We start from the raw sequence: 16,094 nt of genomic DNA on the forward strand, positions 1-16,094 counted from the left end.
CGGGTTCGGTCGTCGGCGTGCAGGGGGATCCTGTCGTCTGACCGGGACCCGGCGACAGGGCCGGATCGACTTCTTTGCCAACCCGATAACCGGAAAGGCGTGTACCGCTGAGCGGTGCCGGTTGCGTCCCGCTTTCACCACCCGTAGGTACGGCAGGCCTCGTCGAGGAGCTCGCGCACCAGCAGGGCGTCCGCGGCCAGGACGGTCACCAGGACGGCCGGGCCGGCCAGCGGCGTCACCGCGGCGAACTCCCCCAGGACCGCCGCGTCGGGCGGATCCGCGGCGAACGCGGGGTCCACGACGAGGAGTTGACCGAGCGCCCGGTACCCGGCCAGGCCCGCCGGGCCGTCCCAGCCGCCGGGAGCGCCGGGGCCGCAGGCGACCTCCTGGTCCAGCAGCGGACGGCCCCCGCGGTCGACGGTGAGGCGGCTGCTCAGCAGGCCCGGAACCTCCCCGGTGCGGCCCAGCACCTGCTCCTCGCGCAGCACCAGCCGTGCCGTGGGGGCGAGTCGGACCCGGGTGCGCACCCTCAGGTCGCTGCCGCGCACCGAGACCAGCGGCTCGGGCAGCCACCGTACCGACGCCCCCTCCCCCAGGGTGAGGTGTACGTCGTAGCGCGCGGGCTCGCCGGACCGCCCGGGCAGGGCCAGGGTGGCCGCGGCCGAGGCGAGGGCGAGGCGCGCCCCGGGCCCGGCGGTGGCCTCGACGGTGAGGTGGTCCCCGCCGAGCGGGGCGCTCATCGCGCCGACCAGCATGACCCCGGCCTCGGCGGCCGACGGCGAGCGGGTGCGGCGCAGCGCGAGCGGTCCCTCCCCGGCGAGCAGCGGCAGGGCGGTGCCGCCCCGCCCGTCGGCGACGGCGTGGATGCGGGCGGTGGCCCGCAGGCCCGCCGGGGACGCCGGGGGTGCCGGGGGCGCCGGCGCCGTGCCGGTGGTGGTCGCGGCGCTCACCGCGAGGACCAGGCGGCGATCCGCTCGCGCACCCAGGCGGCCACCGGGGCGATCCCCTCGGGGCCGCGCAGCGACTGGAAGGCGACCGGGAGTTCGCCGCGCTGTGCGGCGGCGTCGCGGGCCATCCGGTCGAGGTCGGAGCCGACGTGGGGGGCGAGGTCGGTCTTGTTGACGACGAGCAGGTCGGCGGTGGTGACGCCGGGGCCGCCCTTGCGGGGGATGTCGTCCCCGCCGGCCACGTCGATGACGAAGATCTGGGCGTCGACGAGTCCGCGGGAGAAGGTGGCGGTGAGGTTGTCCCCGCCGGATTCGACGAGGATCAGGTCCAGTCGGCCGTTCTCCCGGAAGGCGTCCTCCAGTTCCTCCACGGCCTCCAGGTTGGCGGAGATGTCGTCGCGGATGGCGGTGTGCGGGCAGGCCCCAGTCTCAACAGCGGTGATCCGCTCCGGCGGCAGGACGGCCTCGCGGAGCAGGAACTCGGCGTCCTCGCGGGTGTAGATGTCGTTGGTGACGACGGCCATGGACAGTTCGGTGCGCAGCGCGCGGCACAGGGCGGCGACGGTGGCGGTCTTGCCGGAGCCGACGGGTCCGCCGAGTCCGATGCGCAGGGCCCGCCGGGTGCCGTCGGGCCGCAGGGGATCGGCGCTGTGGGTGTGCCGGTGGGGGTAGGCCACGGCGTGGTCGAGGTGCATGGGGGGTCTCCTTCAGGGGATTCAGGAAGCGAAGAGGCGTACCGGCCAGTCGGCATGGACCTCCGCCGAGATGTCCAGCAGCGGCGAGGAGGCCGCGGGCAGCGCGTCCGGGCCCTGCGAGCGGGCCCGCAGCGCGGCCCGCTCCGCCCGGGCCGCGACGGCGTCGAGTTCGGGGGCGAGCCGGGCCAGCACCCCGCTCGCCTCGAAGGGGTCCAGGCCCAGCAGCCGTACGGTCGCGGTGGCGGGTCCGCCGACGCTCTCGTACGCCGCCACGTGCGCGGCGTCCCCGGGCCCGAGCCCGGCCGCCCGGGCGGTGACGCCGAGCACCACGGGCTGGTGGGCGCCGCGCGGGAACGCCGCGGCCAGGGCTTCCAGTTCGGCGGCGGGCCAGGTGGCCCGGGCGGCGCGCAGCAGCTGCCGCCCGAGCCGCCGGGCCGCGGTGCGCAGCGCCGGCGAGGGGGTACGGGCGTCGGCGGCGGCGTCGAGCACGGCCGGGTCGAGCCCGAGGGCGGCGGCCGCGGCGAGCGCGGCGGCGGTGAGGCCGGTGGTGTGCAGCCGGCCCCGGCAGAAGTCCTCCAGGGTGGCGGCGTCATGGATCCGGCCCGCCTTGCAGGCGGCCTCGGCCCCGCCGGAGTGGGCGTGACCCCCGGCGGGGAAGCGGCCGTCGGCGAGGACGAGCAGCGCGGCGCGGCTCATCGGCAGGTACCTCGTCTCAGAACAGGAAGTAGCGCTGGGCCATGGGCAGTTCCGCGGCGGGCGCCGGTTCCACGGCCTCCCCGTCGATGGTGACCGTGAAGGTGTCGGCGTCGACCTCGACCCTCGGCATGGCGTCGTTGTTGCGCATGTCGGCCTTGCTCAGCTTGCGGGTGCCCTCGATTGCCACGAACTGCTTGCCCAGTCCCAGCCGTTCGGGCAGTCCGTCGTCGAGCGCGGCCTGCGCGGTGAAGTTCAGGGAGTTGAGGCCGGGGGCGCGGCCGTGGCTGCCGAACATGGGCCGGGGCAGGACGGGCTGCGGGGTGGGGATGGACGCGTTGGCGTCGCCCATCTGCGCATAGGCGATCTGGCCACCCTTGATGACGAGTTCGGGCTTGACCCCGAAGAAGGCCGGGTTCCACAGCACCAGGTCCGCGAGTTTGCCGGTCTCGACCGAGCCGATCTCGCGGGAGAGCCCCTGGGCCACCGCGGGGTTGATCGTGTACTTGGCGACGTAGCGGCGGGCCCGGTGGTTGTCGGCGGGTCCGTCGCCGGGGAGGAAGCCGCGCCGCTTCTTCATCACGTGGGCGGTCTGCCAGGTGCGCAGCACGACCTCGCCGACCCGGCCCATGGCCTGGGAGTCGGAGGAGATGATGGAGATGGCTCCGAGGTCGTGGAGGACGTCCTCGGCCGCTATGGTCGAGGGCCGGATCCGCGATTCGGCGAAGGCGAGGTCTTCGGGGACGGCCGGGTTGAGGTGGTGGCAGACCATCAGCATGTCGAGGTGTTCCTCGACGGTGTTGACGGTGTGCGGCCGGGTGGGGTTCGTGGAGCTGGGCAGGATGTTCGGCTCGGAGACCACGGTGATGATGTCGGGCGCGTGCCCGCCGCCCGCACCCTCGGTGTGGTAGGAGTGAATGGTCCGCCCGGCGATGGCGGCGAGGGTGTCGGCGACGAATCCGGCCTCGTTGAGCGTGTCGGTGTGGATGGCGACCTGGGCGCCGGTCTCCTCGCACACCGAGAGGCAGGCGTCGATGACGGCGGGGGTCGCCCCCCAGTCCTCGTGGATCTTGAATCCGAGGGCGCCGCCGCGCAGTTGGGAGTGCATCCCCTCGCGGGACATGGTGTTGCCCTTGCCGAGCAGGCCGATGTTGACCGGGTAGGCCTCCAGGGCCGCGAACATCCGGGCCAGGTGCCAGGGCCCGGGGGTGACGGTGGTGGCCTTGCTCCCTTCGGCCGGTCCGGTGCCGCCGCCGACGAGGGTGGTGATCCCGGAGGCCAGCGCCTCCTCTATGACCGTCGGGGAGATGAAGTGCACGTGGGCGTCGATGGCGCCGGCGGTGACGATCTTCCCGTTGCCGGCGATGATCTCGGTCTCGGGGCCGATGACCAGGGCGGGGTCGACCCCGTCCATGATGTCGGGGTTGCCGGCCTTGCCGATGCCGCAGATCCGGCCGTCGCGGATGCCGAGGTCGGCCTTGACGATGCCCCAGTGGTCGAGGACGACGACCCCGGTGATCACGGTATCGGGGGCGCCCTCGGCGCGGGTGGTGCGGGCCTGCCCCATGGATTCGCGGATCACCTTGCCGCCGCCGAAGACGGCCTCGTCACCGGCCCGCCCGGGGCCGCCGCCGAGGTCCTGCTCGATCTCCACGAAGAGGTCGGTGTCGGCGAGCCGGATCCGGTCACCGGCGGTCGGCCCGAAGAGGTCGGCGTACACCTGGCGGGAGAGCTCAGCCATCGAGCTGCCCTCCGGTCTCGCCGCGCAGCCCGGGTACGGTGCGCAGGCCCGCCAGCGGTACGAGTTCCACCGCGACCGGGATGCCCGGCTCGAAGCGGACGGCCGTACCGGCGGCGACGTTGAGCCGGAGCCCGCGGGCGGCGGAGCGGTCGAAGTCGAGGCCGGGGTTGGCCTCGGCGAAGTGGTAGTGGGATCCGACCTGGACCGGCCGGTCGGCCACGTTGAGCACGGTGAGACGGGTGACGGGACGGCCCTCGTTGAGGGGTACCGGGCCGTCCCCGTAGGCGATTTCGCCGGGGATCATGCGGGGGTACTCCGTTTCAGACGATCGGGTCGTGGACCGTGACGAGTTTGGTGCCGTCCGGGAAGGTCGCTTCGACCTGGACGTCGTGGATCATCTCGGGGATCCCCTCCATGACCTCCTCGCGGGTCAGGACGGTGCGGCCCGAAGCCATCAGCTCGGCCACGGTCCGGCCGTCGCGGGCTCCCTCCAGGAGGTGCGACGTGATCAGCGCGATCGCCTCCGGATGGTTGAGGCGGACCCCGCGCGCCCTTCGCTTCTCGGCCACGTCGGCGGCCACGTGGATGAGCAGTCTTTCCTGCTCGTGCGGTGTCAGTTGCACTCGTATCACCAAGCTTCCGGGACAAGATCAACAAGGGGCGGGGCGACCCTACCGCCCTTCAACACTTCGTTGACCTGCGCATATCCGAACCAAGCGTCTCTTGCCCAACACAAGGAAAGGCTTTCCGTCCCGACCACCACCGCTTTACCGGATCATGGATGATCATTGGCGGTCGAACGTGGCCGCCACGCTAAGCGCTGCGCTTTTCCGCTGAGTTAACCCACGTTTCAGGCAGGTACCCGGTTCAACTCCGGTGCCCCGCGGGCCCGATTCCGTATACGGCTCCGCACACGGATCCCCATCGAGGAGACAGATGTTCGTCAACCCCGTCCGGCACATCACCTTCGACGCCCTCGACCCCTACCGGGTCGCCGAGTTCTGGTCCGCGGTGACCGGCTTCACGATGCATCCCGACGACGTGGAGGGTGACGACGAGATCATGCTGGAGCCCGGCCTGCCCGGGGTTCCGGGCCTGCTGTTCATCCGGGTCCCGGACGGCAAGTCCGTCAAGAACCGGGTCCACCTGGACATCCAGCCGCCCACCGGCACCCGGGACGAGACCGTCGAGCGCCTGATCGGGCTCGGTGCGAAGCTCGTGGACGACCGCCGCGACGCGGACGGCGTCGCGGGCTGGGTCGTGCTCGCCGACCCCGAGGGCAATGAGCTGTGCATCGAGCGCAGCGCGGTCGAACGCGGCCTCGCCTGAGCGGGTCCCGGTCCGGGTCCGGCAGGCCGCCGGCAGGTCAGTAGCCGGTGGCGCTCCGCGCCGGGGCCCCGACGCTCCAGGGCAGCGCGATCCACACCGTCTTGCCGCCGTCCTCGGTCGGGGTGACCGAGAGCCGGCCGCCCGCCTCCGCCGTCAGCCAGCGGATGATGACCATGCCCCGGCCGTTGTCCTGCTGGACGGCGGCCGGGAGCCGCTTGGGCCAGCGCGGGTGGCTGTCGGTCACCCCGACGCGCAGCCACTCCTGGCGCTCCAGCCGGACGTCGACGGTGAAGGTGGGCGACTGGCCGAAAGTGTGCTGTACGGCGTTGGTGGCGAGCTCCGAGACGATCAGCCGGACACTGTCGGCGGCATCGGCGTCATCGGGGAGTCCCCATTCGCTCAGCACCTCCGCGACGTAGCGTCGGGCAGTGGCGACCGAGGCGGGATCGCTCGGCAGAGTGACGGATGCTTCCTGGTGATCTGCCATGGCGACGGTCCCTTTCCCACCGGGGCGAAAAGCCCCGGATCTGTGCTGGACGCCAGAGTGCCACCCATCGTGCCGTCACATCTGCCTTTCCCCCAAGATATGCATATATCTGTCGCTCGATGCGGTGAACTCTGCTACGGAAGAGCGTATTTGGACGGCAGACTGGTGCGAGCTGTGCCGGTGGAAGGAGGCGGGTGTGCAGCACGGTCCCGCGGTGCGCCGACGCAAGCTCGGCGAGGAACTGCGTGCCCTGCGCGACCGGTCCGGACTCACCAGTGGTGAGGCGGCCCGGATCATGGGATGGCACCAGTCGAAAATCAGCCGCATCGAGACAGGCCGCAGCGGTGTGAAGCCGGAGGACATCCGGCTCCTCCTCGACGCCTACGGGGAGATCGTGAGCCCCGAGCAGCGCGCGCTGCTGGAGGCACTGTCGGCCTCGGCCGCCGGCCCCGGTCCGGCGGGCGACACCGGGCGTGGCCGCCAGTGGTGGCACGACTACCGGGGGCTGCTGCCGCAGGAGTACCGGGACTTCATCAGCCTGGAGGCGGGGGCCAGGTCGGCCCGCACCGTGGAGCTGTCCGTGGTGCCGGGGCTGCTGCAGACCCCCGGGTACGCGCGGGCCGTGACCCGGGCCGCGCTGGGCGGGCTGCCGGAGCCGAAGGTGGACGCGCTGGTCGACGTACGGCTGGCCCGGCAGTCGGTGCTGCGGGCCGATCCCCCGCTGGAACTGAGCGCCGTACTGGACGAGGCGGTCCTGCGCCGGCAGATCGGCGGGCCCGGGGTGATGGCCGGGCAATTGCGGCACCTGGCGGAGGTGTCGAAGCTGCCTCAAGTACGCCTGCAGGTGCTTCCGTTCAGCGTCGGAGGGCATCTCGGCCTGACCGGACCGTTCGTTATTTTTTCATTTCCGGACATCGCTGATCTGGATGTGGTGGTACTCGACCATTTGACGAGTAGCCTCTATCTGGAGCGGAAGGAAGACCTTGAGGCGTACGGCGCCGCGTTCCGCACCATCCAGGCGCACGCCCTCCCGCCCCAGGACTCGTCGGATCTCATCAGCTCACTCGCTGACGACGCGTAAGGAGGCACCCCCCGTGTCCGCAACCCCCTTATCCAGCAGCGGACTTCTGATCAGCGCGCGGTGGCGGCGGAGCAGCCGTAGCACCGGAATGAACAACTGCGTGGAAGCGGCCGTCCTGGACGGCGGCCTGCTGGCCGTCCGTGACTCCAAGCGGACGGACGGCCCGGCCGTGCTCTTCACCGGGCCAGCCTGGACCGGCTTCCTCGCCTCGGTACGGGCCGACGCGCACGCGTAGCCCCGTCCGGGACCACCCGGGAACGCCCTGGACCCGGGAACACCCAGCACACGGGAAACGCCCAGGACCCCGGCCGATACGGCCTACAGGCCCTGGCCGTCCGTGGCTCCCGCGGGTGCGGTCGCCAGGATCGTCGCGACCGCCCGATCGATCTCGTCCCCCGTGAGATCGGCCCGGGCGGTCAGCCGCAGCCGGGAGATGCTGTCCGGCACCGACGGCGGACGGAAACATCCCACGGACAGACCCGCCTCGCGGCAGTCGGCGGCCCAGCGCAGTGCCGCCGACGCCGACGGGGCCCGTACCGACACCACGGCCGCGTCCGGCCGGGCCGCGGTCAGGCCCGACGCGGTGAGTCGCCCGTACAGCTGGGCGGCCACCTCGCGGGCCCGGTCCGCGCGCTCAGGTTCCCGCTGCAGCAGGCGCAGGCTCGCCAGCGCCGCCCCGGCGGCGGCCGGGGCCAGTCCGGTGTCGAAGATGAAGGTGCGCGCGGTGTTGACCAGGTGCCTGATCACCCGGGCCGGGCCGAGCACGGCTCCGCCCTGGCTGCCCAGGGACTTCGAGAGGGTCAGGGTCGCGACCACGTACGGTGCGCCCGCGAGGCCGGCCGCGTGCAGCGCGCCGCGACCGCCCGCGCCCAGCACGCCCAGCCCGTGGGCGTCGTCGACGAGCAGGGCGGCGCCCTCGTCCCGGCAGGCGGCGGCGTACTCGGCCAGCGGGGCGGCGTCCCCGTCCACGGAGAACACCGAGTCGCTGACCAGCAGCGCGCGGCCCTCGTGCGCGGCGAGCGTCTTGCGTGCGGTGTCCGGGTCGGCGTGCGGGACCACGGCCGTCTCGGCGCGCGAGAGCCGGCAGCCGTCGACGATCGAGGCATGGTTCCCGGCGTCGGACACGACCAGCGTGCCCCGGCCGCTGAGCGCGGTGACGGCGGCGAGATTGGCCGCGTAGCCGGAGGACAGGACGAGCGCGGCCTCGAAACCGCAGAAGGCGGCGAGCTCCCGCTCCAGCTCGGTGTGCAGCTCGGTCGTACCCGTCACCAGCCGCGAACCGGTGGCTCCGGCGCCCCAGCGCTCAGCCGCCTCCTGCGCTCCCCGGACGGTCCCGGGGTGCCGGGACAGGCCGAGGTAGTCGTTGCTCGCGAGGTCCAGCAGCGGTGACACCGGCGGCCGGGGGCGCAGCGTGCGGACGAGGCCGGCCTCCTCCCGCGCGCGCTCCGCGTCATCGATCCACGCGAAGACGTCCACCGGGTCGGGAGTGAGCTCGGGCATCGGCACGTCCTCGTGTTTTGTCGGCAGTCCACAGACCTGCCCCGACCCTAGCTCGCGTGACCGCTGCGCCAGGTGTGGTGATACACACACACCCATCCGGCCATGTTGTGCGATCTCTCCTTGGCCGGGAGCGGGGGTGTGGTCCAGGATCGGGTTCATGGACCTGCTGAACACCCTGGTGGACAAGGGGCTGCGGCGAGAGCTGCCGACCCGCGAAGAAGCACTCGCCGTACTGGCGACTTCTGACGACGAACTGCTCGACGTGGTGGCCGCGGCCGGCAAGGTGCGCCGCCAGTGGTTCGGCCGTCGGGTCAAGCTGAACTACCTGGTCAACCTGAAGTCGGGCCTGTGCCCGGAGGACTGCTCCTACTGTTCCCAGCGCCTGGGGTCGACGGCCGGCATCCTCAAGTACACGTGGCTGAAGCCCGAAGAGGCCTCCCAGGCCGCCGCCGCCGGTGTCGCGGGCGGCGCCAAGCGGGTCTGCCTGGTCGCGAGCGGCCGCGGGCCGACGGACCGGGACGTGGACCGCGTCGGCAAGACGATCGCGGCAATCAAGGAGCAGAACGAGGGCGTCGAGGTCTGCGCGTGCCTGGGCCTGCTCTCGGACGGCCAGGCGGAGCGGCTGCGGGACGCGGGCGCGGATGCCTACAACCACAACCTGAACACGTCCGAGGCGACGTACGGGCAGATCACCAAGACCCACACCTACGCCGACCGCGTCGACACGGTGCAGAAGGCGCACGGCGCCGGTCTGTCCGCGTGCTCCGGTCTGATCGCCGGTATGGGCGAGAGCGACGAGGACCTGGTCGACGTCGTCTTCTCGCTGCGCGAGCTGGACGCGGACTCGGTGCCGGTCAACTTCCTGATCCCGTTCGAGGGCACGCCGCTGGCCAAGGAGTGGAACCTCACCCCGCAGCGCTGCCTGCGCATCCTGGCGATGGCGCGGTTCGTCTGCCCCGACGTCGAGGTCCGCCTCGCCGGCGGCCGCGAGGTCCACCTGCGCTCGATGCAGCCGCTGGCCCTGCACATCGTCAACTCGATCTTCCTCGGCGACTACCTGACCAGTGAGGGCCAGGCCGGTCAGGCCGACCTCGACATGATCGCGGACGCCGGTTTCGAGGTGGAGGGCGCCGGTACGTCGACCCTTCCCGCGCACCGCTCCGACGTCGCGGCCGCCGCCACCGGCGGGGGCTGCGGTTCGAACGGCGGCGCCTCGCTCTGCGGTTCGGGCGCGCCCGCCGAGGGTGAAGCCGCGGGCTGCGGCTCTGCCTGCGGCGGCTGCTCCGGCCACGCGCCGGCGGACCGGACGCCCGTACCGGTCCAGGCCGAGGCCGGCGAGGTCCGCCCGGAGCTGGTGGCGGTCCGCCGACGCGGCGCGGGGACGGACGTCGCCCCCAATGCCTGATCAGCGTGGACCGCTGGCCGCCGGCGCGGAACTGCTCGCACTGGACCGGCAGCACGTCTGGCACCCGTACGGCCCGATGCCCGGGCGGCAGGAACCGCTGATCATCGCCTCCGCCTCGGGAGTGCGGCTGCGGCTCGCCGACCCGTCCCAGGGACACGGTCACGAAGAGCTGGTCGACGGCATGTCCTCCTGGTGGTCGGCGATCCACGGCTACAACCACCCGGTGCTCAACGAGGCCGCCACCGCGCAGCTGGGCCTGATGTCGCACGTGATGTTCGGCGGGCTCACCCATGAGCCCGCCGTCCGGCTCGCCGCGAAGCTCGTCGAGATCACCCCGCCGGGGCTGGAGCACGTCTTCCTCTCCGACTCGGGCTCGGTGTCCGTCGAGGTCGCGGTCAAGATGTGCCTGCAGTACTGGCGTTCGCTGGGGCACACGGGCAAGACCCGGCTGCTGACCTGGCGCGGCGGCTACCACGGGGACACCTGGCAGCCGATGGCGGTCTGCGACCCCGACGGCGGGATGCACGAGCTGTGGCAGGGTCACCTGCCGCGGCAGGTCTTCGCGGACGCGCCGCCCGCCGGTTTCGACACGCCCGTGGACCCGGCGTACGCCGACCACCTGCGCGCGACGGTCTCCGCGCACGCGGACGAGCTGGCCGCGGTCATCGTGGAGCCGGTGGTGCAGGGCGCGGGCGGTATGCGCTTCCACCACCCCGGCTATCTGCGGGTGCTGCGCGAGCTGTGCGACGAGTACGGGGTCCTGCTGATCCTGGACGAGATCGCCACGGGCTTCGGCCGTACGGGCGCGCTCTTCGCGGCCGACCACGCGGGGATCACCCCGGATGTGATGTGCCTGGGCAAGTCGCTGACCGGTGGTTACCTCACTCTGGCGGCGACCCTGTGCACGGAGCGGGTGGCGAGCGGCATCTCCCAGGGCGAGGTCCCGGTGCTGGCGCACGGGCCGACCTTCATGGGCAACCCGCTGGCCACGGCCGTGGCCCTGGCCTCGGTCGAGCTGCTGCTCGGCCAGGACTGGGCGACCGACGTCAAGCGGATCGAGGCGGGGCTGCGAGAGGGCCTGTCGGCTGCGGCCGGCATCCCCGGGGTGAAGGACGTACGCGTCCTGGGCGCCATCGGCGTGGTGCAGCTCGACCACGAGATCGACGTGGTGGCGGCCACCCGGGCGGCGGTGCGGGAGGGCGTGTGGGTGCGCCCGTTCCGGGACCTGATCTATGTGATGCCGCCGTTCGTGACCGGTGACGAGGACGTGGACCGTATCTGCCGTGCGGTGTGCGCGGCGGCGCAGGAAGGCTGAGATGTCCGTACTGATGGTGTCCGGGACGGGTACCGAGATCGGCAAGACGGTGGTCACGTCGGCGATCGCGGCCGCCGCGGTGGCCGCCGGCCGATCGGTGGCGGTGCTCAAGCCCGCGCAGACGGGTGTCGGCCCGCAGGAGCCGGGGGACGCCGCGGAGGTGGTCCGGCTGGCCGGTCCCTCCGTCACGGCGGTGGAACTGGTCCGCTATCCGGAGCCCTTGGCCCCGGACACGGCGGCCCGCCGCTCGGGATTGCCGACGCTGTCCCCGGCACAGATCGCGGAGGCCGCGGAACGGCTGTCGCTGGACCACGATCTGGTCCTGGTGGAGGGTGCGGGCGGGCTGCTCGTCCGCTTCGACGAGTCGGGCCACACGCTGGCCGACGCGGCCCGCCTGCTCGGCGCGCCGACGCTGATCGTCGCCCAGGCGGGTCTCGGCACGCTCAACTCCACCACCCTCACGGCGGAGGCCCTGCGGGCCCGGGAACTGACCCCGCGGGGTGTGGTGGTGGGCAGCTGGCCGAAGGACCCGGACCTGGCGGCCCGCTGCAACCTGGCGGACCTCACGAAGTCCTCGGGCCTGCCGCTGCTGGGCGCGGTCCCGGAGGCCTCGGGAACCCTCGCGCCTGACCGTTTCCGCGCGTCGGCCCCGTCCTGGCTGGCCCCGTCCCTGTCGGGCACCTGGTCGGCGGAGTCCTTCCTGTCCGCCTGGCCCCCACCACCCTTCACCCCCGCCGGCGCACATTCCAGCCCCGCCGGCGTTTGAGGCGCGGGGTCCGGGGCGGAGCCCCGAGTCCTTGGGGCGGGGGGGGGGGGGGGGGGGGGGGGGCAACCACCCCACCCCCCCCAAAGAAGGAGGGAACAACCAATCGTGCCCACGATCACCCCCCCCCCCTAGAGGGGAGGAAAACCCACCCCCCCCCCCCTCCCCACCCCTTTCCCCCCCCCCCCCTCCTCTTTTTTTTTTGTTTTGTTTCCCGCGGCCCCTCCCCCCTTTTTTTTGGGCCCCCCCCCCCCCCCCCCCCCCCCCCCGCACCCGCCGGCCCAGTCCCAGGCACGGGCGGCTAGCCCAGCGGCTTGACCCAGCGCGTCCACTGCTCCTGGGGCCGGTAGCCCACCGCATCCCACACCCGGTGCGCCCGCTCGTTGCGATCGAGCACCATCGCGTCCCCGCGCCGCCCGCCCAGCGCCACGAACCGCTCCTCGGCGGCGGCCAGCAGCGCGGCCCCGATGCCCTGCCTCCGGTACCCGGGGTGCACGGCGAGCCGGTAGAGGTGACAGCGCCACCCGTCGAACCCGGCGATCACCGTGCCGACGATCTCCCCGTCGCGCCGGGCGAGCAGCAGCGCCCCGGGGTCGCGGTCGTGCAGCCGCTCGACCCCGGCGAGATCGTCGCTGATACTCGTTCCCTCCGCGGCGGTCTTCCAGAAGGCCAGGACTGCACCCAGGTCTGCGGCCGACGCGGAGCCGATATGAAGATCAGTCATGGCCGAATCCCATCATCCGCGCGCGCTCCGCCAAAAGAATGATCCGTTCCCTTTGCTCCTCCTTTACCATGTGGTGAAAGGTCCCTCTTGAGTGAAAGGTGTGAGCGTCCGCCCATGGGCGAGCCTCCCGGTCCACGACATACGCGTTCGCGACATCGCGCGGCACCCCTCCTCCTGGCCGATCATGGGACGGAGGTGATCGACCGATGACCGAGGTGCTCCTGCTCGTCGTGGCACTGCTGCTCTGCCTTGCCTGCGGAGTCTTCGTCGCGGCCGAGTTCTCGCTCACGACCGTCGAGCGCAGCGAACTCGAACGGGCCGTCGAACGCGGCGACCGCGGTGCCGACAGCGCCCTGGCCGCCGTCCGCACCCTGACGTTCCAGCTCTCCGGCGCCCAGCTCGGCATCACCGTCACCGGCCTGGTCATCGGCATGATCTCCAAGCCGTCGATCTCCGCCCTGCTCCAGGGCCCCTTCGAGGCCATGGGCCTGTCGGCCGCCACCGCCTCCTCCGCCGCCCTGATCCTCGGCACCTCGATCTCGACCGTCGTCCTGATGGTCGTCGGCGAGCTGGTGCCCAAGAACTGGGCGATCTCCTCCCCACTGGCGGTCGCCAAGCGCGTGGCGACCACTCAGCGGGTCTTCAGCCGGGCCTTCAGGCCCCTGATCAGCCACCTCAACACCACCGCGAACCACCTGGTGCGCCGCTTCGGCATGGAGCCGGCCGAGGAGCTGGCCTCCGCGCGCACCCCGCAGGAGCTGGTCGCCCTCGCGCGTCACTCCGCGAAGGCGGGCGCACTGGAGGAGGACACGGCCGAACTCTTCGTCCGGACCCTGAACCTCGCCGACCTGACCGCGGAGAACGTGATGACCCCGCGCGTGCAGGTGACCGCCCTCGACGTGCAGACCACCGCCGAGGACGTGGCGAACGCGACGCTGGCCACCGGCCTGTCCCGCTTCCCGGTGTACCGGGGCAGCCTCGACACGGTCGTCGGCATCGTCCACATCAAGGACGTCCTGGCCCTGCCGGCGGCGGAGCGCCGCCGCCGCCCCGTGTCGCAGCTGCTGCGCGAGCCCCTCCTCGTACCGGAGTCGCTGACCGTGGACCGGCTGCTGGACCGGCTGTCCGGCAAGCAGACGATGGCCGTGGTCATCGACGAGTACGGCGGCACGGCAGGGGTGGCCACGCTGGAGGACATCGTCGAGGAGGTCGTCGGCGAGGTCCGCGACGAGCACGACCCGCACGAGACCCCGGACCTGGCCCCGGCCGGTACGGACGACTCCGGGCGCCAGCTCTATTCCGCCGACGGCGCGGCGCGCACCGACCAGCTGCAGCGGATCGGACTGCGCGTGCCGGACGGTCCGTACGAGACCCTGGCCGGCCTGATAGCGACCGAGCTCGGCCGGATCCCGGCGGTCGGCGACCGCATGGAACTGAACGGCTGGCAGCTGGACGTGGTGGACGCCGGCGGGCGACGGGCCGCGCGCGTGCTGCTGCACGCCCCGGCCGGGCCCGCCGCGGGAACGGAGGAGGCCCGATGACCGTCATCCAGCTGCTGATCGGCCTGTTGACCCTGGTCGTCAACGCCTTCTTCGTCGGCGCGGAGTTCGCGCTGATCTCGGTCCGGCGCAGCCAGATCGAACCGTACGCCGAGCAGGGCGACCGGCGGGCCCGCGCCGTCCTGTGGGGACTGGAGCACGTGTCGGCGCTGATGGCGGCGGCCCAGCTGGGCATCACGCTGTGCACCCTGGTGCTGGGCGTGGTGGCCGAGCCGGCCATCGCCCATCTGCTGACCCCGCTGTTCGACCTCGTCGGGGTACCGGCGGGCGTGACCCACGCGATCTCCTTCGTGGTGGCGCTGACGCTGGCGACGTACCTGCACATGCTCTTCGGCGAGATGCTGCCGAAGAACGTGGCGCTGTCCGAGCCGGTGCGCACCGCCCTGCTGCTGGGGCCGCCGCTGGTGACCCTCACGCGGGCGCTGCGACCGGTGATCTTCGCGATCAACGCCTTCGCCAACGTCCTGCTGCGGCTGCTGCGGGTGGAGGTCAAGGACGAGGTCGCGGCGACCTTCTCGGACGACGAGCTGGCGCGGATGGTCAAGGACTCCAGTGACGCGGGGCTCCTCGACGACCGGGCGAGCGAGCGCCTGCACGACGCGCTGGAACTGGGCCGGCGGCCCGTGACCGATGTGGTGCTGCCCGCGGACCGGGTGGTCCCGGCCCGGGAGGGCATCACTCCGGGCGGCCTGGAACTGCTGTCGGCCGAGTCCGGGTACTCCCGGTTCCCGGTGATCGACGCGCAGCACAAGATCCTGGGCTACCTGCACGTGAAGGACGCCCTGGACGCGGACGACGAGGAGCGGGACGAGCCCTTCCCGGTGTCGGCGCTGCGGCCGATCGCCCAGGTGCGGGCGGAGACCCCGCTGGACGACGTGCTGACCGCCATGCGGCGCAGCCGTACGCACCTGGCGGCGGTACTCGGGACGGACGGCGCCATGACGGGCCTGGTGACGATGGAGGACGTCCTGCGGGAGCTGTTCGGCAGGCCCGCGTCCACGTGATCCTTCGAGGCGTGTGGTCCCCGGCCCTGCGGGGCCGGGGTACCGCGCGGTAACATCACTCCGCCATGGAGATGAATGCCTCTTACACCAGTTTTGTCGCGATCGGTGACTCCTTCACCGAGGGCATGTCCGACCTGCTTCCGGACGGCTCCTACCGCGGCTGGGCCGATCTGCTGGCCGCCCGCCTCGCCGCCCGGGAACCGGGCTTCCGCTACGCGAACCTCGCGGTCCGCGGCAAGCTGATCGGCCAGATCACCGGGGACCAGGTACCGGTCGCGGCGGCGATGGGGGCGCCGACGTGGTGACCTTGGTGGGCGGGCTCAACGACGCCCTGCGCCCCAAGGTGGACATGAGCCGGGTCCGCGACCACCTGGAGTCGGCGGTGGAACTCCTCGCCCCCTCCTGCAAGCGCCTCGTCCTGATGCGCTCCCCCGGTCGCAACGGGCCGGTGATGGAACGCTTCCGGCCGCGCATGGAGGAGCTCTTCGCCGTCATCGAGGAGCTCGCCGCCCGGCACGGCGCCGTGGTGGTGGACCTGTACGGGGCCTCCGTGCTCGCGGACCCCCGGATGTGGGACGTCGACCGGCTGCACCTGACCGCCGAAGGCCACCGCCGGGTGGCGGAGGCCGTCTGGCAGGCACTGGGCCTGCCCGCCGAACTGGACTGGCGCACCGAACTGCCGCTCTCCGCTCCCCCGGGCTGGACCGTACGCCGGACCCAGGACCTGAGCTTCGCCCGGCAGCACCTGCTCCCCTGGATCGGCCGCCGCCTGACGGGCCGCTCCTCCGGGGACGGCCGCCCGGCCAAGCGGCCCGAGCTGCTGCCGTACGGGGACTCGCCGCTCTCGTAGC

At 72.5% G+C, this 16,094-nt stretch carries 17 protein-coding genes and 1 pseudogene; 9 read left to right on the top strand and 9 right to left on the bottom strand.

Annotation, left to right across the window (positions count from 1 at the left end):
- Positions 1–134 precede the first annotated feature (134 nt).
- The 6 genes from ACZ4YL_RS27335 to ACZ4YL_RS27360 are packed head-to-tail and all read right to left on the bottom strand — an operon-like array spanning position 135 to position 4,699.
- Positions 135–950: an urease accessory protein UreD gene (locus ACZ4YL_RS27335; protein WP_468120144.1), complete on the bottom strand. Its 816-nt coding sequence runs from the start codon at positions 948–950 to the stop codon at positions 135–137.
- Positions 947–1,642 (bottom strand): urease accessory protein UreG, encoded by a 696-nt coding sequence (ureG, locus tag ACZ4YL_RS27340; protein WP_468120146.1) that lies wholly within the window; start codon positions 1,640–1,642, stop codon positions 947–949. The genes ACZ4YL_RS27335 and ureG overlap by 4 nt, the downstream gene beginning before the upstream one ends.
- Before the next feature lie 21 nt (positions 1,643–1,663).
- Positions 1,664–2,338, bottom strand: coding sequence for an urease accessory protein UreF (locus ACZ4YL_RS27345; protein WP_390172866.1), 675 nt, complete (start codon positions 2,336–2,338; stop codon positions 1,664–1,666).
- Between the two features lie 16 nt (positions 2,339–2,354).
- Positions 2,355–4,076 carry an urease subunit alpha gene (locus ACZ4YL_RS27350; RefSeq protein WP_468120147.1) on the bottom strand — a complete coding sequence of 574 codons (1,722 nt, stop codon included), beginning with the start codon at positions 4,074–4,076 and terminating at the stop codon, positions 2,355–2,357.
- Positions 4,069–4,380 (bottom strand): urease subunit beta, encoded by a 312-nt coding sequence (locus tag ACZ4YL_RS27355; protein ID WP_468120149.1) that lies wholly within the window; start codon positions 4,378–4,380, stop codon positions 4,069–4,071. The genes ACZ4YL_RS27350 and ACZ4YL_RS27355 overlap by 8 nt, the downstream gene beginning before the upstream one ends.
- A gap of 16 nt (positions 4,381–4,396) precedes the next feature.
- Complete coding sequence (locus tag ACZ4YL_RS27360) at positions 4,397–4,699, bottom strand: urease subunit gamma (RefSeq protein ID WP_030011137.1); 303 nt, start codon at positions 4,697–4,699, stop codon at positions 4,397–4,399.
- A gap of 313 nt (positions 4,700–5,012) precedes the next feature.
- Between ACZ4YL_RS27360 and ACZ4YL_RS27365 the strand changes: the two genes are divergently transcribed.
- Positions 5,013–5,405: a VOC family protein gene (locus tag ACZ4YL_RS27365; RefSeq protein ID WP_468120151.1), complete on the top strand. Its 393-nt coding sequence runs from the start codon at positions 5,013–5,015 to the stop codon at positions 5,403–5,405.
- 37 nt (positions 5,406–5,442) lie between these two features.
- Here the strand turns inward: ACZ4YL_RS27365 and ACZ4YL_RS27370 are convergent, their stop codons facing one another.
- Positions 5,443–5,892, bottom strand: coding sequence for an ATP-binding protein (locus tag ACZ4YL_RS27370; protein ID WP_468120153.1), 450 nt, complete (start codon positions 5,890–5,892; stop codon positions 5,443–5,445).
- 196 nt (positions 5,893–6,088) lie between these two features.
- On the opposite strand from ACZ4YL_RS27370, the gene ACZ4YL_RS27375 reads away from it, so the two are divergent.
- Positions 6,089–6,973: a helix-turn-helix domain-containing protein gene (locus ACZ4YL_RS27375; protein WP_390801081.1), complete on the top strand. Its 885-nt coding sequence runs from the start codon at positions 6,089–6,091 to the stop codon at positions 6,971–6,973.
- A gap of 13 nt (positions 6,974–6,986) precedes the next feature.
- On the top strand, positions 6,987–7,208 hold the full coding sequence (locus tag ACZ4YL_RS27380) for a DUF397 domain-containing protein (protein ID WP_468120155.1): 222 nt from the start codon (positions 6,987–6,989) through the stop codon (positions 7,206–7,208).
- Positions 7,209–7,291: 83 nt separating this feature from the next.
- Here ACZ4YL_RS27380 and ACZ4YL_RS27385 read toward each other — a convergent pair whose 3' ends face one another.
- Positions 7,292–8,473, bottom strand: coding sequence for an 8-amino-7-oxononanoate synthase (locus ACZ4YL_RS27385; RefSeq protein WP_468120157.1), 1,182 nt, complete (start codon positions 8,471–8,473; stop codon positions 7,292–7,294).
- Positions 8,474–8,630: 157 nt separating this feature from the next.
- Here ACZ4YL_RS27385 and bioB point away from each other — a divergent pair, with 157 nt between their 5' ends.
- From bioB to bioD, 3 genes are read left to right on the top strand one after another with little or no spacing between them, the layout of a single operon-like run.
- Entirely contained in the window at positions 8,631–9,878 is a 1,248-nt protein-coding gene (gene bioB, locus ACZ4YL_RS27390) for a biotin synthase BioB (RefSeq protein WP_389121621.1), read from the top strand.
- Positions 9,871–11,193, top strand: a complete 1,323-nt coding sequence (locus ACZ4YL_RS27395; RefSeq protein ID WP_468120159.1) for an adenosylmethionine--8-amino-7-oxononanoate transaminase — start codon at positions 9,871–9,873, stop codon at positions 11,191–11,193. Before bioB ends, ACZ4YL_RS27395 begins: the two co-directional genes overlap by 8 nt.
- Before the next feature lies 1 nt (position 11,194).
- Complete coding sequence (bioD, locus tag ACZ4YL_RS27400; RefSeq protein ID WP_468120161.1) at positions 11,195–11,959, top strand: dethiobiotin synthase; 765 nt, start codon at positions 11,195–11,197, stop codon at positions 11,957–11,959.
- Between the two features lie 298 nt (positions 11,960–12,257).
- On the opposite strand, the gene ACZ4YL_RS27405 is transcribed toward bioD, so the two are convergent.
- Positions 12,258–12,680 (bottom strand): GNAT family N-acetyltransferase, encoded by a 423-nt coding sequence (locus tag ACZ4YL_RS27405; protein WP_468120162.1) that lies wholly within the window; start codon positions 12,678–12,680, stop codon positions 12,258–12,260.
- A gap of 206 nt (positions 12,681–12,886) precedes the next feature.
- Here ACZ4YL_RS27405 and ACZ4YL_RS27410 point away from each other — a divergent pair, with 206 nt between their 5' ends.
- From ACZ4YL_RS27410 to ACZ4YL_RS27420, 3 genes and pseudogenes are all read left to right on the top strand, one after another.
- Entirely contained in the window at positions 12,887–14,221 is a 1,335-nt protein-coding gene (locus tag ACZ4YL_RS27410) for a hemolysin family protein (protein ID WP_468120164.1), read from the top strand.
- The gene (locus ACZ4YL_RS27415; protein WP_468120166.1) at positions 14,218–15,243 is read left to right on the top strand and encodes a hemolysin family protein; all 1,026 of its coding nucleotides are present in this window, start codon (positions 14,218–14,220) and stop codon (positions 15,241–15,243) included. Before ACZ4YL_RS27410 ends, ACZ4YL_RS27415 begins: the two co-directional genes overlap by 4 nt.
- Positions 15,244–15,308: 65 nt before the next feature.
- Positions 15,309–16,093 (top strand): annotated as a pseudogene (locus ACZ4YL_RS27420) (SGNH/GDSL hydrolase family protein).
- Position 16,094 lies beyond the last annotated feature (1 nt).

Source organism: Streptomyces sp. NPDC030021 (assembly GCF_055574035.1).

Bases quoted from the DNA above. Each gene is read 5' to 3' on its own strand.
- ureG (WP_468120146.1), bottom strand. From the start codon at position 1,642: ATGCACCTCGACCACGCCGTGGCCTACCCCCACCGGCACACCCACAGC.
- ACZ4YL_RS27345 (WP_390172866.1), bottom strand. From the start codon at position 2,338: ATGAGCCGCGCCGCGCTGCTCGTCCTCGCCGACGGCCGCTTCCCCGCC.
- ACZ4YL_RS27350 (WP_468120147.1), bottom strand. From the start codon at position 4,076: ATGGCTGAGCTCTCCCGCCAGGTGTACGCCGACCTCTTCGGGCCGACC.
- ACZ4YL_RS27355 (WP_468120149.1), bottom strand. From the start codon at position 4,380: ATGATCCCCGGCGAAATCGCCTACGGGGACGGCCCGGTACCCCTCAAC.
- ACZ4YL_RS27365 (WP_468120151.1), top strand. From the start codon at position 5,013: ATGTTCGTCAACCCCGTCCGGCACATCACCTTCGACGCCCTCGACCCC.
- ACZ4YL_RS27370 (WP_468120153.1), bottom strand. From the start codon at position 5,892: ATGGCAGATCACCAGGAAGCATCCGTCACTCTGCCGAGCGATCCCGCC.
- ACZ4YL_RS27385 (WP_468120157.1), bottom strand. From the start codon at position 8,473: ATGCCCGAGCTCACTCCCGACCCGGTGGACGTCTTCGCGTGGATCGAT.
- bioB (WP_389121621.1), top strand. From the start codon at position 8,631: ATGGACCTGCTGAACACCCTGGTGGACAAGGGGCTGCGGCGAGAGCTG.
- ACZ4YL_RS27395 (WP_468120159.1), top strand. From the start codon at position 9,871: ATGCCTGATCAGCGTGGACCGCTGGCCGCCGGCGCGGAACTGCTCGCA.
- bioD (WP_468120161.1), top strand. From the start codon at position 11,195: ATGTCCGTACTGATGGTGTCCGGGACGGGTACCGAGATCGGCAAGACG.
- ACZ4YL_RS27405 (WP_468120162.1), bottom strand. From the start codon at position 12,680: ATGACTGATCTTCATATCGGCTCCGCGTCGGCCGCAGACCTGGGTGCA.
- ACZ4YL_RS27410 (WP_468120164.1), top strand. From the start codon at position 12,887: ATGACCGAGGTGCTCCTGCTCGTCGTGGCACTGCTGCTCTGCCTTGCC.
- ACZ4YL_RS27415 (WP_468120166.1), top strand. From the start codon at position 14,218: ATGACCGTCATCCAGCTGCTGATCGGCCTGTTGACCCTGGTCGTCAAC.